The sequence below is a fragment of the Halomonas sp. RT37 genome (assembly GCF_040070525.1).
Classification (GTDB): domain Bacteria; phylum Pseudomonadota; class Gammaproteobacteria; order Pseudomonadales; family Halomonadaceae; genus Halomonas; species Halomonas litopenaei.
In genome coordinates, this window is record NZ_CP098827.1 from 4114581 (window position 1) to 4130092 (window position 15512).

At 64.7% G+C, this 15512-nt stretch carries 12 protein-coding genes and 1 pseudogene; 1 reads left to right on the forward strand and 12 read right to left on the reverse strand.

The window, feature by feature from the left end; all coding sequences use genetic code 11:
• Positions 1 to 155: 155 nt before the first annotated feature.
• The 3 genes from trxB to NFG58_RS17830 form a co-directional block, all read right to left on the reverse strand.
• Entirely contained in the window at positions 156 to 1109 is a 954-nt protein-coding gene (gene trxB / locus NFG58_RS17820; RefSeq protein WP_045991195.1) for a thioredoxin-disulfide reductase, read from the reverse strand.
• 283 nt (positions 1110 to 1392) lie between these two features.
• Entirely contained in the window at positions 1393 to 1995 is a 603-nt protein-coding gene (locus NFG58_RS17825; RefSeq protein WP_045991196.1) for a peroxiredoxin, read from the reverse strand.
• A 242-nt stretch (positions 1996 to 2237) separates the two neighbouring features.
• Positions 2238 to 2447 carry a CPXCG motif-containing cysteine-rich protein gene (locus tag NFG58_RS17830; protein ID WP_108449737.1) on the reverse strand — a complete coding sequence of 70 codons (210 nt, stop codon included), beginning with the start codon at positions 2445 to 2447 and terminating at the stop codon, positions 2238 to 2240.
• A gap of 220 nt (positions 2448 to 2667) precedes the next feature.
• On the opposite strand from NFG58_RS17830, the gene acnA reads away from it, so the two are divergent.
• On the forward strand, positions 2668 to 5412 hold the full coding sequence (acnA, locus tag NFG58_RS17835; RefSeq protein WP_045991198.1) for an aconitate hydratase AcnA: 2745 nt from the start codon (positions 2668 to 2670) through the stop codon (positions 5410 to 5412).
• A gap of 212 nt (positions 5413 to 5624) precedes the next feature.
• On the opposite strand, the gene NFG58_RS17840 is transcribed toward acnA, so the two are convergent.
• The 9 genes and pseudogenes from NFG58_RS17840 to NFG58_RS17880 all read right to left on the reverse strand — a co-directional run bounded on the left by NFG58_RS17840 (position 5625) and on the right by NFG58_RS17880 (position 15457).
• On the reverse strand, positions 5625 to 5930 hold the full coding sequence (locus tag NFG58_RS17840; protein WP_108449735.1) for a DNA-binding transcriptional regulator: 306 nt from the start codon (positions 5928 to 5930) through the stop codon (positions 5625 to 5627).
• Positions 5911 to 6009, reverse strand: a pseudogene (locus tag NFG58_RS17845) (type II toxin-antitoxin system RelE/ParE family toxin); the annotation flags it as partial. The gene NFG58_RS17840 and the pseudogene NFG58_RS17845, both read right to left, overlap by 20 nt.
• An 81-nt stretch (positions 6010 to 6090) precedes the next feature.
• Positions 6091 to 7770 carry an NAD-dependent malic enzyme gene (locus tag NFG58_RS17850; protein ID WP_108132277.1) on the reverse strand — a complete coding sequence of 560 codons (1680 nt, stop codon included), beginning with the start codon at positions 7768 to 7770 and terminating at the stop codon, positions 6091 to 6093.
• A gap of 270 nt (positions 7771 to 8040) precedes the next feature.
• The gene (trpS, locus tag NFG58_RS17855) at positions 8041 to 9075 is read right to left on the reverse strand and encodes a tryptophan--tRNA ligase (RefSeq protein ID WP_045991200.1); all 1035 of its coding nucleotides are present in this window, start codon (positions 9073 to 9075) and stop codon (positions 8041 to 8043) included.
• A gap of 104 nt (positions 9076 to 9179) precedes the next feature.
• On the reverse strand, positions 9180 to 10295 hold the full coding sequence (gene ald / locus NFG58_RS17860) for an alanine dehydrogenase (RefSeq protein WP_348827085.1): 1116 nt from the start codon (positions 10293 to 10295) through the stop codon (positions 9180 to 9182).
• A gap of 212 nt (positions 10296 to 10507) precedes the next feature.
• Positions 10508 to 11188, reverse strand: a complete 681-nt coding sequence (locus NFG58_RS17865) for a response regulator transcription factor (RefSeq protein ID WP_348827087.1) — start codon at positions 11186 to 11188, stop codon at positions 10508 to 10510.
• The gene (locus tag NFG58_RS17870) at positions 11185 to 12744 is read right to left on the reverse strand and encodes a HAMP domain-containing sensor histidine kinase (RefSeq protein ID WP_348827089.1); all 1560 of its coding nucleotides are present in this window, start codon (positions 12742 to 12744) and stop codon (positions 11185 to 11187) included. Before NFG58_RS17870 ends, NFG58_RS17865 begins: the two co-directional genes overlap by 4 nt.
• Complete coding sequence (locus NFG58_RS17875; RefSeq protein WP_348827091.1) at positions 12741 to 14351, reverse strand: hypothetical protein; 1611 nt, start codon at positions 14349 to 14351, stop codon at positions 12741 to 12743. The genes NFG58_RS17870 and NFG58_RS17875 overlap by 4 nt, the downstream gene beginning before the upstream one ends.
• Positions 14348 to 15457 carry a hypothetical protein gene (locus tag NFG58_RS17880; protein WP_348827092.1) on the reverse strand — a complete coding sequence of 370 codons (1110 nt, stop codon included), beginning with the start codon at positions 15455 to 15457 and terminating at the stop codon, positions 14348 to 14350. The genes NFG58_RS17875 and NFG58_RS17880 overlap by 4 nt, the downstream gene beginning before the upstream one ends.
• Positions 15458 to 15512 lie beyond the last annotated feature (55 nt).

The following is a 15512-nucleotide window of genomic DNA, read 5'->3' on the forward strand; positions in this document are numbered from 1 at the left end:
CCCCCGGCGGATGCCATCAACAAGAACACCGCCAGGCATTTGCCTGGCGGTGTTTTTTGTATCAGATCGATATCGATGCTGCCAGCGGTGCAGTTGTAGTGAGCCTGACGATAGCCTCAGTCGAGGCTGTCCAGATATCGCGCCTGACGATAGCGTCAGTCGAGGCTGTCCAGATAACGCTCCACGTCCAGCGCCGCCATGCAGCCGCTGCCGGCTGAGGTGATCGCCTGACGATAGACGTGATCCATGACGTCGCCGGCGGCGAACACACCGGGCACGCTGGTGGCGGTGGCGTTGCCCTCGAGGCCTGACTTGACCTTGATATAGCCGCCTGCCATCTCGAGCTGGCCCTCGAAGATGCCGGTGTTGGGGCTATGACCGATGGCGATGAACACGCCGGGTGCGGTGATCTCGCGGGTCGAACCGTCCTCGACCGCCTTGAGCCGCGCACCGGTGACCCCGGTGTTGTCCCCCAGCACCTCGTCCAGAGTGTGGTTCCAGATCAGTTCGACGTTGCCGTTCTCGGCCTTCTCGAACAGCTTGTCCTGCAGAATCTTCTCCGCCCTGAGGCTGTCGCGGCGGTGCACCAGGGTGACCTTGGAGGCGATATTGGACAGGTAAAGCGCCTCTTCCACGGCGGTGTTGCCGCCGCCCACCACGATCACTTCCTGGTTGCGATAGAAGAAGCCGTCGCAGGTGGCGCAGGCCGACACGCCCTGGCCCATGAACTGCTGCTCCGAGGGCAGCCCCAGGTAGCGCGCACTGGCCCCGGTAGCAATGATCAGGGCGTCGCAGGTGTAGGTGCCGTTGTCGCCCTTCAAGGTGAAGGGACGTTCGCGCAGTTCCACCTCGTGGATATGGTCGAACAGCACCTCGGTATCGAATCGCTCGGCGTGACGGCGCATGCGCTCCATCAGCTCCGGCCCCTGGACACCGGCGTCGTCGCCTGGCCAGTTGTCCACGTCGGTGGTGGTGGTCAACTGACCGCCTGTCTGCATGCCGGTGATCAACAGCGGCTTGAGATTGGCCCGCGCAGCGTAGACCGCCGCACTGTAGCCGGCAGGCCCCGAGCCCAGGATGATCAGACGTTCGTGGCGCACTTCGCTCATGGCTACCTCACAAGACTAACTTGACTAAGCCGGGGGCTCCCCTGGGGGGCCGCGACGCTAAAGGAAAATGGATTCGATGATGACGGCGACGCAGCGTCGTCATGAGCCAATCCACCCGGAACTCGGGTCGGCAGGGTGCGGTCTGCCGCGCAACGGTCTGTCGCGACTGGCCAGCACACCAGCATGCCGAGAATATACGCAACGGGGCGGCCAGGCCGCCCCGTCGTGACACTGCTCGGGCTGTCCCGAGTCGGCTCACCTGGCGGTGAGCGCTGGCAGCGTCTTACAGCTCGCTGGAGTGAGTACCCAGGTACTTGGCGACACCTTCAGCGGTATCCTTCATGCCTTCCTGGCCTTCGTCCCAGCCAGCCGGGCAGACTTCGCCGTGCTTCTGGTGGTGCTGCAGGGCCTTGACCATACGCACCATCTCATCGACGTTGCGGCCCAGCGGCAGGTTGTTGACCACCTGATGCTGCACCACGCCATCCTCGTCGATCAGGAAGGAGGCGCGCAGGGCGACACCGGCTTCCGGATGCTCGATGCCGTACGCCTGGGTAATCTCGTGCTTGACGTCGGCCACGATCGGGAAGCCGACCTCACCGATACCACCGGCGTCCGGGCTGGTCTTGCGCCAGGCGTAGTGGGTGAACTGGGAATCGATGGAGACACCGATCACCTCGACGCCCAGATCCTTGAACTGCGCCAGACGGTTGTCATGGGCGATGATCTCGGACGGGCACACGAAGGTGAAGTCCAGCGGCCAGAAGAACAGCACGCGCAGCTTGCCGTTGCTGTCGGACAGCTTGAAGTTCTCGACGATTTCGCCGTTGCCGGTGACGGCGGCGGCTTCGAAATCGGGAGCTTGACGTCCTACCAGTACGCTCATGAAAGTCTCCTTGGAGTAGTGAAACGTGAGGGTTCAAGAATCAGGGGCAAATACCGGATGTCACCCTAGGCCAGCGAACCACACCGGGCCAATCGACCTGGGCCATCGACCCGATAGTCGCCGGCTATTGTCACCCGACGGCGATGACGTCGCAATGACGCCGTCATCGACATCCGCCAGGCTCGAATGAGATCGTTACGCGGCCCACAGCGGCGCATGACACTTCCATCACATGAGCCCTGTCACATGACCTCGTCATCGTCGCCGGCGACCACCGAGACGATATCCTCGGTCACCGCATCCACCTCGATACGGTAGTGGATCGGCGCACAGCACTGAGGGCAGTCTTCCCAGGTCTCGTGGCTGCCCTGGGAGGTGTCCACCACCAGCTCGATATGGGCATCGCAGTAGGGGCAATCAAGCCGCCAGCTCGGCAGCGTCTGTTCGTGCACGATGCAGCTCCCCTCTGGTCGCGATCGACGTGAACCTTCACCATGGGGGTGACCCGACAGCCTTTCAAGGCGTGATCCGGCATCCGTTTACACGTCAACGGTTGAAGAACACAACTATGATGACCAAGTACCACTACTAGTACCACCAAGGGATCGATATTGGCCCCGCGCCGATCCCAGCGAACCTGGACCGTTCGATTCAATGCCTCAGGAGGACAGCATGAGTAGCGATTCCCTACCGGATACCCGTCGCACGCTAGATGTAGGCGGGACTCAGTACGACTTCTACAGCCTGGCCCAGGCTGCCGAGGACCTTGGCGATATTCAGCGTCTGCCGATGACGCTCAAGGTACTGCTGGAAAACCAGCTACGCTTTGCCGACGATGAGAGCGTGTCCAGAGACGACCTTCAGGCGCTGGTGGACTGGCAGAAGGAAGGCCGCTCGGACCGCGAGATCGGCTACCGTCCCGCCCGCGTGCTGATGCAGGACTTCACCGGCGTGCCGGGGGTGGTCGACCTGGCCTCGATGCGTGCCGCGGTGGAAAAACTCGGTGAGCAACCGTCGAAGATCAACCCGCTGTCACCGGTCGATCTGGTCATCGACCACTCGGTGATGGTCGACAAGTACGGCGACCCGTCCGCCTTCAAGGACAACGTGGCGCTGGAGATGGAGCGCAACCGCGAGCGCTACGAGTTCCTGCGCTGGGGCCAGCAGGCCTTCGACAACTTCCGCGTGGTGCCGCCGGGCACCGGCATCTGCCACCAGGTCAACCTGGAGTACCTGGGCAAGACGGTGTGGACCCGGGAAGAGGACGGCAAGACCCTGGCCTACCCGGATACCCTGGTCGGCACCGACTCCCACACCACCATGATCAACGGCCTCGGCGTACTCGGCTGGGGTGTCGGCGGTATCGAGGCCGAGGCCGCCATGCTCGGCCAGCCGGTGTCGATGCTGATCCCCGAGGTCATCGGCTTCAAGCTGACCGGCAAGCTCAGAGAAGGCATCACCGCCACCGACCTGGTACTCACCGTCACCGAGATGCTGCGCAAGAAAGGCGTGGTCGGGAAGTTCGTCGAGTTCTACGGCGACGGCCTCAAGGACCTGCCCCTGGCCGACCGCGCCACCATCGCCAACATGGCCCCGGAGTACGGCGCCACCTGCGGCTTCTTCCCGGTGGACGACGAGACCTTGAACTACATGCGGCTGTCCGGCCGCGACGACGACCAGATCGCCTTGGTCGAGGCCTACTCCAAGGAGCAGGGCCTGTGGCGCGAACCCGGCCACGAGCCGATCTTCAGCGACACCCTGGGACTCGACATGGGTGACGTCGAGGCCAGCCTCGCCGGTCCCAAGCGGCCCCAGGACCGTGTCGCCCTGAGCCAGCTCGCCACCACCTTCGAAAAACTGATGGAGGACGAGGGCAAGTCGGCCAAGGACAGCCGCGACGACAAGATGGGCTCCGAGGGCGGCCAGACCGCGGTCGGCGTCGAGCGCAGCTATCGTCACGCCGACAGCCAGGACGTCAACTACAAGGGCGAGGACTTCAGCCTGGACCCCGGCGCGGTGGTCATCGCTGCCATCACCTCGTGCACCAACACCTCGAACCCCAGCGTGATGATGGCTGCAGGCCTCTTGGCCCGCAAGGCCAAGGAGAAGGGCCTGGCGACCAAGCCCTGGGTCAAGACCTCGCTGGCTCCCGGCTCCAAGGTGGTCACCGAATACCTGGCCGCCGCCGGCCTGCAGGACGACCTCAACGCCCTGGGCTTCAATCTGGTGGGCTATGGCTGCACCACCTGCATCGGCAACTCGGGCCCGCTGCCCGAGCCGATCGAGGATGCGGTCAAGACCGGCGACCTGACGGTGGCCTCGGTACTGTCCGGCAACCGCAACTTCGAAGGCCGGGTGCACCCGCTGGTGAAGACCAACTGGTTGGCCTCACCGCCCCTGGTGGTGGCCTTCGCCCTGGCCGGCAATGTGCGCTGCGACCTGGACAATGACCCCATCGGTGAAGGTAGCGACGGCGAGCCGGTCTACCTCAAGGACATCTGGCCCACCCAGGCCGAGGTCGCCGAGGCGGTGGAGAAGGTCAACACCGAGATGTTCCGCAAAGAATACGCCGCGGTGTTCGACGGCGACGAGGTGTGGAAGGCCATCAAGGTGCCGGAAAGCGAGGTCTACGAGTGGGACGACAACTCGACCTACATCCAGCACCCGCCCTTCTTCGAGGGCATGGGCAAGGAGCCGTCCAAGGTCGAGGACGTCAAGGACGCCCATGTACTGGCCATGCTCGGCGACAGCGTGACCACCGACCACATCTCGCCGGCCGGCGCGATCAAGCCCGACAGCCCGGCGGGCCGCTACCTGCAGGAGAACGGCGTCAAGCCGGTGGACTTCAACTCCTACGGCTCGCGGCGCGGCAACCACGAGGTGATGATGCGCGGCACCTTCGCCAACGTGCGCATCCAGAACGAGATGCTCGATGGCGTGGTCGGTGGCGAGACTCGCCACGTGCCCAGCGGCGAACAGATGGCGATCTACGACGCCGCTATGAAGTACCAGGAGGAAGGCACCCCCCTGGTGGTGGTGGCCGGCAAGGAGTACGGCACCGGCTCCTCCCGCGACTGGGCAGCCAAGGGCACCCTGCTGCTCGGCGTGCGCGCCGTGCTGGCGGAGTCCTACGAGCGCATCCACCGCTCCAACCTGATCGGCATGGGCGTGGTACCGCTGCAGTTCCCCGAAGGAGAGGATCGCAAGTCACTCGGCATGACCGGCGACGAGACGGTCTCCATCGAGGGCCTCGACAGCCTCGAGCCGGGCGGCAAGGTCAAGGTGACCATCAAGGGCGACAAGGGTGAGAAGACCCTCGACGCCCTGTGTCGCATCGACACCGCCAACGAGCTCGAGTACTACCGCCACGGCGGCATCCTGCACTATGTGCTGCGCAAGATGATCGGCGCCGCCTGATCACCCGGCGGGCCCAGGCCCGCCACACAGACGGCCGGCGCATCGCACTGGCCGTCACACCGAGACCTCGCCCACCGGCGAGGTCTTTTTTTAGCACTTCGCCGACCTGCAGAAACCAGGCTGGGCGTGAGATTAAGGTAGGTAGTTTTCAGGCACAGGGGACTGAACGGGCATGTCTTGACACCTCGCTCGGTACCGCCACAGGAGCAGTTTCAAATAATGGCTTGCAAGCCCTTATCAGCGATGACGTTGAGCAGCTTGAGCGCAGGGCCGGCCGGACGCGTTTCGCCCTGCTCCCACTTGCGCACCGTCGAGGCAGTGGTGTGCAGGTGATGGGCGAACACCGGCTGGCTGAAATTCAACGCCTCACGTAGACGCTTGATGTCACCGGCACTGAACTCGCGCACCGGTGGAGGACACATGGTGTCAAACTGACGCATGGTTACCTTGCTGATCGCGCCAGCGTCTTGCAATGCGGCCAACTCGCCGCGCAGGGATTCAATGATTTTGCTCGTCACAACGCACCTCCAGTAGAACACCCGCTTGCAACGCCTTTGCCAACTGCCTGGCGGAAAGTTCTAGAAACACCTTACCAGCACTTGGTGTCTACTCAGTGCTCAAGAAAGTAAAAACCCCGCCTTGTGGCGGGGTTCCGTGATCGCTTGAGCGCGCAGATGCCTAGAAGGCGCGGCGACGATAGTCGCGATAGTTGGGCATCCAGCAGCTCTTTTCGATGTCGCGGCGCAGCTTGGTACCGTCGCTCTTGAGCGCCACGCCCTCGTGCTGGGCCTGGGCCGCCACGTCGAAGGCGATCGACTTGGAGATATCGCGGATGCGCGACAGCGCCGGCAGCATGGCACCCTCGCCCTCCTTGACGATCGGTGCCTCCCGGGCCAGAGCCCGTGAGGCCGCCATCAGCATCGCATCGGTGACGCGGCGTGCACCGCTTGCCACCACCCCGAGGCCGATCCCCGGGAAGATGTAGGCGTTGTTGCACTGGGCGATGGGAATGCGACGACCATTGATCTCGACCGGGGCGAAGGGACTGCCGGTGGCCACCAGGGCGTCGCCGTTGGTCCACTCGAGCACGTCGGAGGGGATCGCTTCGGCCCGAGAAGTGGGGTTGGACAGCGGCATGATCAGCGGCATCTTGCAGTTGGCGTGCATCGCCTTGACCACCGCCTCGGTGAAGATACCCTTCTGGCCACAGACGCCGAGCAGCACCGTCGGCTGAACCTGCTTGACCACCTCGAGCAGGTCCTGACCTTCCCAGCCCTCGACCATACCGGCCGGGTGAGCAAGGCGGCGCTGGAAGTCACGCAGCCAGGTCTGGTCGTCCGTCACCAGGCCCTCGCGATCGACCATGTAGACCCGCTCGCGGGCCTGGGACTCGGTCAGGCCTTCGGCCATCATCGCCACCACCACCATCTCGGCGATGCCGCAGCCGGCGGAGCCGGCGCCGACGAACACCACCCGCTGACGGGCCATGCCCTCGCCACGGGCCTGGCAGGCCGCCATCAGGGTGCCGACGCAGACCGCAGCGGTGCCCTGGACGTCATCATTGAAGCAGCATAGCTCGTCGCGATAGCGCTCCAGCAGCGGCATGGCGTTGGCCTGGGCAAAGTCCTCGAACTGCAGCAGTACCTTGGGCCAGCGCCGCTTCACCGCCTGCATGAAGGCATCGATGAACTCGTCGTATTCTTCCTGGCTGATACGCGGGTGGCGCCAGCCCATGTAGCGCGGGTCGTCCAGCAACTGCTGGTTGTTGGTACCGACGTCGAGCATTATCGGCAGAGTATTGGCCGGGCTGATGCCGCCACAGGCGGTGTACAGCGACAGCTTGCCGATGGGGATGCCCATGCCGCCGATGCCCTGGTCACCGAGGCCGAGGATGCGCTCGCCGTCGGTGACCACGATCACCTTGACGTTGTCCTTGGTGGCGCTGCGCAGGATGTCGTCCATGTACTCGCGGTCGGGGTAGGAGATGAACAGCCCCCGGTGGTTGCGATAGATATTGGAGAATTCCTCACAGGCCTTGCCGACCGTGGGGGTGTAGATGATCGGCAGCATCTCCTCGAGATGCTCGGAGACGAGGCGGAAGAACAGCGTCTCGTTGTCGTCCTGGATCGCCCGCAGGTAGATATGGCGGTCCAGGTCATTCTGGCACTGCTGGTACTGGTGGTAGGCACGCTCGACCTGTTCGTCGATGGTCTCGACGTTCTGCGGCAAGAGGCCGATCAGGTTGAACTGCAGGCGCTCCTTCTGGGTGAAGGCGCTGCCCTTGTTGAGCAGCGGCATCTCCAGCAGAGAGGGTCCAGCGTAGGGAATATAGAGGGGACGCTTGGGTTCTGTGCTCATCTCTCGTCTCGTTTGGTGACTCGGTCAAGGGACTCTGGCGAGTCCGGGCACTCTTCTCGGTACCCTTGGGGAAACACTGACGACATCGCCCGTGCGCGATGCACCGGGCTCAGGCGGCGCCTGCCTGACAAGGCGTTATACCATTCTTCCTTTGTGCCCACTCTAGCACGCCGTCGAGAAAGCCCCGCAAAAGCGGGCCCTCAACGCAGGGCCCATGCGCACTTTAGCTCAGACAAGAGCGACTCGACGATGAGACGCGTAGGAAACGGCTCAAACGAAGCGACCAAGCCCCGCGGCGACACGCAGTCGATCCATCAGCGGAGCAGCCTCGGCACGAGCACGCTCGGCCCCTTGAAGCAGCACCGTCTCGATATGGCCCGGATCTTCCATCAGCGCCTGGTAACGCTCACGCGGGGCGCGCAGCTGTTCGTTGAGGTGTTCGAAGACCCGGTTCTTGGCGTCCCCCCAGCCGATGCCCGCGGCGTAGTCATCACGCATGGCCTGGGTTTCCTCGGCGCTGGCGAAGGCCGAATAGATCTGGAACAGGGTGCAGGTGTCGGGATCCTTGGGCTCGCCGGGCTCCAGCGAGTTGGTCTTGATCTTGCGCACCAGCTTGAGCAGCTTCTTTTCCGGCACGAACAGCGGGATGGTGTTGTTGTAGCTCTTGGACATCTTGCGACCGTCGAGGCCACCCAATACCTGGACCCGCTCGTCCACCACCGCTTCGGGCAGGGTGAAGAAGTCACCCTTGTAGAGATGATTGAAGCGCCCGGCCATGTCGCGGGCCATCTCGATGTGCTGGATCTGGTCGCGTCCCACCGGCACCTTGTTGGCCTGGAACATCAGGATGTCGGCGGCCATCAGCACCGGATAGCCGAACAGGCCCATGGTGACGCCCTTGTCCGGATCCTGGTTGCCGGCTTCGTCGTTCTCCGCCACCGCCGCCTTGTAGGCGTGGGCGCGGTTCATCAGGCCCTTGGCACAGACGCAGGACAGCATCCAGGTCAGCTCGGGAATCTCGGGGATATCGGACTGGCGATAGAAGATGGCGTTGTCGGTGTCCAGCCCCAGCGCCATCCAGGTGGCGGCGATCTCGAGGCGCGACTGCTGGACCCGCTGCGGGTCCTGACACTTGATCAGCGCGTGCAGATCGGCGAGGAAGTAGTAGGACTGCACGTTGGGATCGAGGCTGGCCTCGATCGCCGGCTTGATGGCCCCGACGTAGTTGCCCAGATGGGGGGTACCGGTGGTGGTGATACCGGTCAGCACCCGGGTCTTGTCGGAAGCGGTGGTCGTTGCGGACATGGACGGCACTCTAGTATCGGCAAATGCCCGCTATGGTAACGCCAAGGCCTGTGGATGGCGACCGGGGCGACAGCGCCGCCCCGGCCGACCCTTGGCCAATCACATCAGCCGAGCACACTCTCCACGCTGGTCACCGGCAGCGAGAAGGCCTCCCCTACGGCTGCGTAGGTGAGCTGGCCGTCATGGACATTGAGACCGGCGGCGAAGTGACGATCCTCACCGAGCGCCCGGCGCCAGCCCTTGTCGGCCAGTGCCACCACGAACGGCTGGGTGGCGTTGGTCAGGGCCTGGGTCGAGGTGCGCGCCACCGCACCCGGCATGTTGGCGACACAGTAGTGGACGACGCCGTCCACCACGTAGGTCGGCTCGGCGTGGGTGGTGGGCCTGGAGGTCTCGAAGCAACCGCCCTGATCGATGGCCACGTCCACCAGCACCGCCCCCGGCTTCATTTCCGACAGCATGGCGCGGTTGATCAGCTTGGGCGCCGCCGCCCCCGGGACCAGCACCGCCCCGATGATCAGGTCCGATTCGCGCACCGCTTCTTCCAGTGCATCGGCGCAGGAAAACACCGTCTTCATGCGCCCCTGGTAGCGATCATCCAGGGTCTCGAGGCGCGGGATCGACTTGTCCAGCACACTGACATCGGCGCCCAGCCCCAACGCCATGCGGGCGGCGTTCTCGCCGACCACGCCACCGCCGATCACGGTAACCTTGGCAGGCGGCACCCCAGGCACCCCGGGCAGCAGCACACCCGCACCGCCCTGGGCCTTTTCGAGACTGTGGGCACCGGCCTGCACGGCCATGCGTCCGGCCACGGTGCTCATCGGCGCCAACAGGGGTAGTCCACCCTGAGGCGCGGTGATGGTCTCGTAGGCGATGCAGGTCGCGCCGCTGTCCAGAAGCCCCTTGGTCAGGGTTTCTTCGGCGGCCAGATGCAGGTAGGTGAACAGGGTGTGCTGGGGCCGCAGCCGGGCCACCTCTTCGGGCTGGGGCTCCTTGACCTTGAGGATCAACTCGGCGCCATCGAACAGCGCGTCTACATCGGCCTCGATGGTGGCACCGGCAGCTTGATAGGCCTCGTCGGTAAAACCGGCGCCCTCACCCGCACCGGCCTGCACGACCACCGCGTGGCCACGCTCAGTCAGCTCCCGCGCACCACTGGGGGTCAGGGCGACGCGGTACTCATGGTTCTTGATTTCCTTGGGGACGGCGATCTGCATGGCGACTCTCCCATCGATTCGTACAACAGATTTTTTATCGTCACCCACAGTGAAGCACAGGAATTTTTTGCCAATAAACCCCCGACGAAAAAACGGAAAGATCAGAAAACTTCACCCTCAAAGACCTTTGAACTTTCTTCCCAGGCCCCTAAAAACAGCAAGACACACCAAGGCGAATATCCACTCCGGAGACAACCCGATGGGAAAGGACCTCAAAGGCCTTGAGCGTCGTAGCGGTATCCCGCGCCGCGGACCGTAGTGATGCGCGAGGCGTGGTCGCCGAGCTTGCGCCGAACCCGCCCCACGTAGACATCGACGGTATTGGTCATGGGGTCCTCGTTGAGCCCCCAGACCGCGTTGAGGATACGTTCACGGCTCATCACCCGCCCGGCATTGCCGAGCAATAGCGCCAGCAGATCGCGCTCCTTGGTCGACAACTCGACGACCTCACCGTCGACCTTCAGGCACAGCGCCTCGCGATCGAACTGCACCGGGTCTCCTGCCAGCGTGCCCGGTGTCGCGCCTGCCCGTGCCCGGGCGCGTCGATGCAACGCCTCCATGCGCGCGATCAGCTCGTCGAAGGAAAAGGGCTTGCTCAGATAATCGTCGGCTCCCTTGCGAAGCCCCACGATCTTCTCATCGGTGGCATCCAGGGCCGTCAGCATCAGAATCGGGACCTCGTCGCCCCGTGCCCTGACTCGCGTGCACACCTCATGCCCGGACAGCCCCGGCAGCATGATGTCGAGCAGCACCACATCAAAACCGCCCTCCTTCAACAGCGACAAGGCGGTTTCACCATCACCGGCACGGGTGGCGGTCCACCCCTCGCCCTTGAGCCCGCGGCACAGAAAGTCCGCGACCCTATCTTCGTCTTCCACTACCAGCACGTTCACGTCGTCGTGGACTCCTCGGCCATCCCTGGCACATCGATGTAGACGATCAGCCCGCCTCCCGGCCGGTCTTCCAGACCGGCCTCCCCTCCGTGGGCACGGGCGATGGCGCGCACAATGGGCAGTCCCAGGCCACTGCCCTCAGTGTAGTTGGTGGAGGTATTGGCACCGCGATAAAAGCGTTCGAACACCACCGCCTTGTCGACCGCCGATACCCCCCTGCCATCGTCCTCCACCGCGATTCGCCAGCCACCACCATGACGCCAAAGGCGCACCACCACCCGGGGGCCACCGTGGACCCGGGCATTCTGAAGAAGCGCCAGCACCGACTGGCGTAGACGCAGGCGATCCACCTCCACGGGGGCAACGGTCACCTCGGTCTCAAGAGACACCAGCACCGATGACAGACTGATGACATCCTTGAGAAACTCGACCAGTTCGGTGGGTTGCGGTTGCAGGCGCAATTCGCCGCTCTCCTGGCGTGCGATGGTCAGCAGGTCGTCGATCAGAGCAGCAGTATGGCCGGCCGCCTCACGGGCACGACGCAACGCCTCGCGGTAGTCGTCCTCGTCGGGTTGGCGCGCGCGCAGTACCACGTCGCATTCGCCCTGGATGATGGTCAACGGTGTGCGCAGCTCGTGGCTGACATCGGCCAGCAGTCGACGCCGATGCCGTTCGGCCCGACGCGCTTCCTCCAGCAACCTTTCGAGTTCTCCGGTGCGATCCGCCACCGCCTCCTCCAGCGCGCTGTTCTGGCGCTCGAGCGCGCGCCGCTGGGAGTGCACGTCTGCACCCATCTGATTGAGCAGACGGCTGATGCGGCCTAATTCGTCACCGCCGGAGACCTTGATGGCATGACCGAAGGCACCCCCGTGCATACGCTCGACGCCCGCCATCAGCCTCTGAAAGCGCCGCGATACCCGCCAACGGTAGAACACCATGACCGCCACCGTCAGCACCACCGCCAGCAGCGCAAAACCGAGCGCCAGCCAGCGTGTATGGCGGGCGCCCCGGGCCAGTTCCTCACGGGCTTCGCGCACCTCCTCGATCTCGCCCTCCAGGGCCACGTCCATCAGCTTGCGGAAGCGTTCATCAATGGCTTCATCGAGCAGCGCATAGAAACTCAACCAGCGGCTGACCGGATCGAGCTCCCGCTCCGAGTCGAGCAGCTCAGCGTAGCCGCGGATCACCTCGTCCAGCTGGTCCTCGAGCCTGGCCAGCAGTTCCAGCTCCTCGACTTCCTCGTCGCCTACCAGCTCGATCTCGGCGCCGATGATATCGCGGATCTCGCCGATATCCTGGCGCACCAGCTCCTGTAACCGGCGCTCCCCCTCACCACCGTCCTGATCACCGATCAGCAAGGCATCTGCGTACTGCTTGAACAGCCGATAGCTGTGGGTCGACAGATTCAGGTGTGCTTCGTAGGAGTGATGCGCCAGGTTCATGCGATCGCTCAACCAGGTACTGCGCTCGACGCTCCAGTAGGCCAACACCGCTCCGGTGCAGGCCATCGTCAGCAAGACCAGGGTATAGGCGGTTACCACACTGATGATTTTCATGACCCCAGTTTACTGTTCCCGCAGACGGAAGGCGTTTTCGGATGATCCATGTTCTCCGACAGGCGCAACAACATGCCGGCACCGCCGGTGACCGAATCAGGTAGATTGTGCACCAGGGTCGCCGGGCAGCGTGCGTCAAGCAGCGTGAACAGCTCGACGGCGTCCTTTAGCAGCGGCCACAGGTAACTGTCGACCACCACCAGATCAGGGCGCGACAGCAGCGCCTGGACCAGGGCTAACCGCAGGGACTCACCAGGGGTCAGGTTGTGCCCTGCTTCCTCGATCCGCCCATCCAGACCTCCCAGGCGAGCGATCGCAGGGCCCAGACCACACTCTCGCGCCACCCGGCCGATGTCGTCATCGTCGGGGCGCGCGGCGGCCCCCATGGTCAGCGCGCGGCGCAGGCTGCCCCTGAGCAAGGCGGGGCGATCACCGATACAGGCGATGGCCGGCTCGGTCGGCAAGCCGTCAAACCGCAGTCGCCCCGCCTCGGGTGCACGCCGCCGTGCCAGCACCGCCAGCACCCGCGACGCCAGGTCGGGATCATCGGTGGCGAGACACACCCGCTGGCCCGCGCGAATACGCAGATGCAGGGTGCAGCCACCCACCCGCAGGTGCTCCAGATCCAGCGGCACCGGCCGTCCACGTCGACGCACTCGCGGCAAGGCCTCGGTCCGCGCGAGCAGTGCCCGACACTTGTCGCGGGCGACACACCAGGCGCTGTAGCGATCCCATACGCCGATACATTCGCGCACAGGTACCACCAGGATCGCCAGCACCGACAGTGCCGCGGCGGCGTCCGCCGCCGCCAGACCAAAGCGCGCCGTAGCCCACAGCACCGCCGCTCCACCAAGCCCCAGAGAAGCGTTGGGCAGCGCACGCAGCAGCGATACCCGACGTACGCGACGCACGGCGTCCTCGGCACTGCGATGTCCCTTGCGCTCCAGGCTGGCGATTTCACGGGGCAGGCGATTCATCAACGCCAGCTCGCGGGCGATGGGAATCCGCTCCATCGCGGCAATGGCCACCCCGGCACGCCGCCTTCGCAGATCCCGATGCAGGCGGCCCAGCGCCAGACCCAGCCCGGCGGCCAGCGCCACGGCGACGAAGATGGGTAGCATGCCGGCCAGCGCCAGGACGGGATCGATCAGCCACAGGCACAGCGCCGCCATGGGAAAGACCACCGCCGCAGACACCAGCCGAGTGATGCCCATGCCGACCCAACCCCGGGCCGCCGTCAGGTCACCGACAAAGCGCAGCGACAGTCCTCCGAGGCGACGACCGGCAGGCTCGGCACCGAGCGCAGCGATGGCGCGGAAGACGACGCTGCGAAGCTCCACCGCGTAGCTCTGGCCGATGGCCTCGCCCCGGACCCTGGCCAGTGCCTGGCAGGCAGCGATCACCAGCGCTGCCGCTGCCAGTATCAGCAGCGAGGTCAGCGGCAGCTGGGAGGAGGTCGAGCCGGACGTCGAACGCAGTGCGACGAAGACATCGCGGGTGGCGAAGGCCGTGGCCATCATCAGCCCAGCCTGGATGATCCCCAAGCCCACCACCAGCGCGATATGCCTGCCTCTGCCATGCCCCGAGAGTTCGGGAAGCTCGCTCATGCGGCGGCACCCGTGGCAAGCCGGTTATCCTCTGTCAGGTCCTTGAGCATGGTCTGACCGAGACGCCTTCTGATGATTGGCGCCACCAGCCTCGATACCGCCTCGGGGTCGCACAGCGCCTCACGCTTGACCACCGGCAGCCCGGTTTCGCCGCTGGCTTCACGGCTACCGAGCGCCGACAGACTGACCATCCCCGCCAGGGCAAAGGGCGTTTGACCATGACGTTTGAGCACCGACACACCCCCGACCGCACCCAGCGCATCCGGAGCCGCGAACAGGATACCGTCCAGGCGCTCGATGATCGGGGAATCCGCCAGGATGGCAGCGGTCTCGTCCTGGAACACCCCGTCGGCGATTTCCACCACCACCACCTCGGCACCGCGCGCCGCCGCGCCACCGACCAGCGCCTCGAAGCCACGTTCGATGCGCTCGAGCGGACAGCGGAAGGTCGACGCCATGCCGGCATCGGTAAAGTCACTGACGGCCACCGAGGCGTCAGCGAAGGCGTTGAAGTCACCAAAGGCGCCGGTGCCGGTGGCCTTGACCCCCTCCACCGCAAAGCCCGCACGCTGGAGGCCGTGGGCCAGGCTCACCGCCGCTGTAGTCTTGCCGGCATTCATCGAAGCACCGAACACCCCAAGCACCACCACATCGTCGGGGATACGCGCATCGGCGATGGCATAGCGGTCAATATTGATCACCTCGCCGCGCACGTCGGCGAGAAAACCCAGCGGACGCAACTGAGTGGGGCGAGCCATCCTGGCATGTGCCGCCTCGACCTTGCCGGCGATGCCGCCACCGGCCAGCAGATCCATACGCACATCCACCTCAGCGCGGCCCATGAATTGATCCGGTGCGTAGCGATCTCCCACACACAGCACCAGCAGATCACCGGGGTAGCTCTCGCTGGGACGGCCGCAGGCCAATTGGACCCGCTTGTGCTGCCCGACCTGGAGGACTTCACACAGGATCAGGTCACCGGCGCGCAAAGGATGGTCGAGACTGGCCAGGGAACGGACGTCATCGCGCCTGGCGCGGCGGGTGGTAAAGGCCCACTTGGCGGAGGCGGGCACGGCGAAGGGAGTCACGGCAGCGGCACAGGTCATGGCGGTAATCCTCTGGGATGAAGGCACATCCCGAGGCTACCGTGGGCCGCTCGGT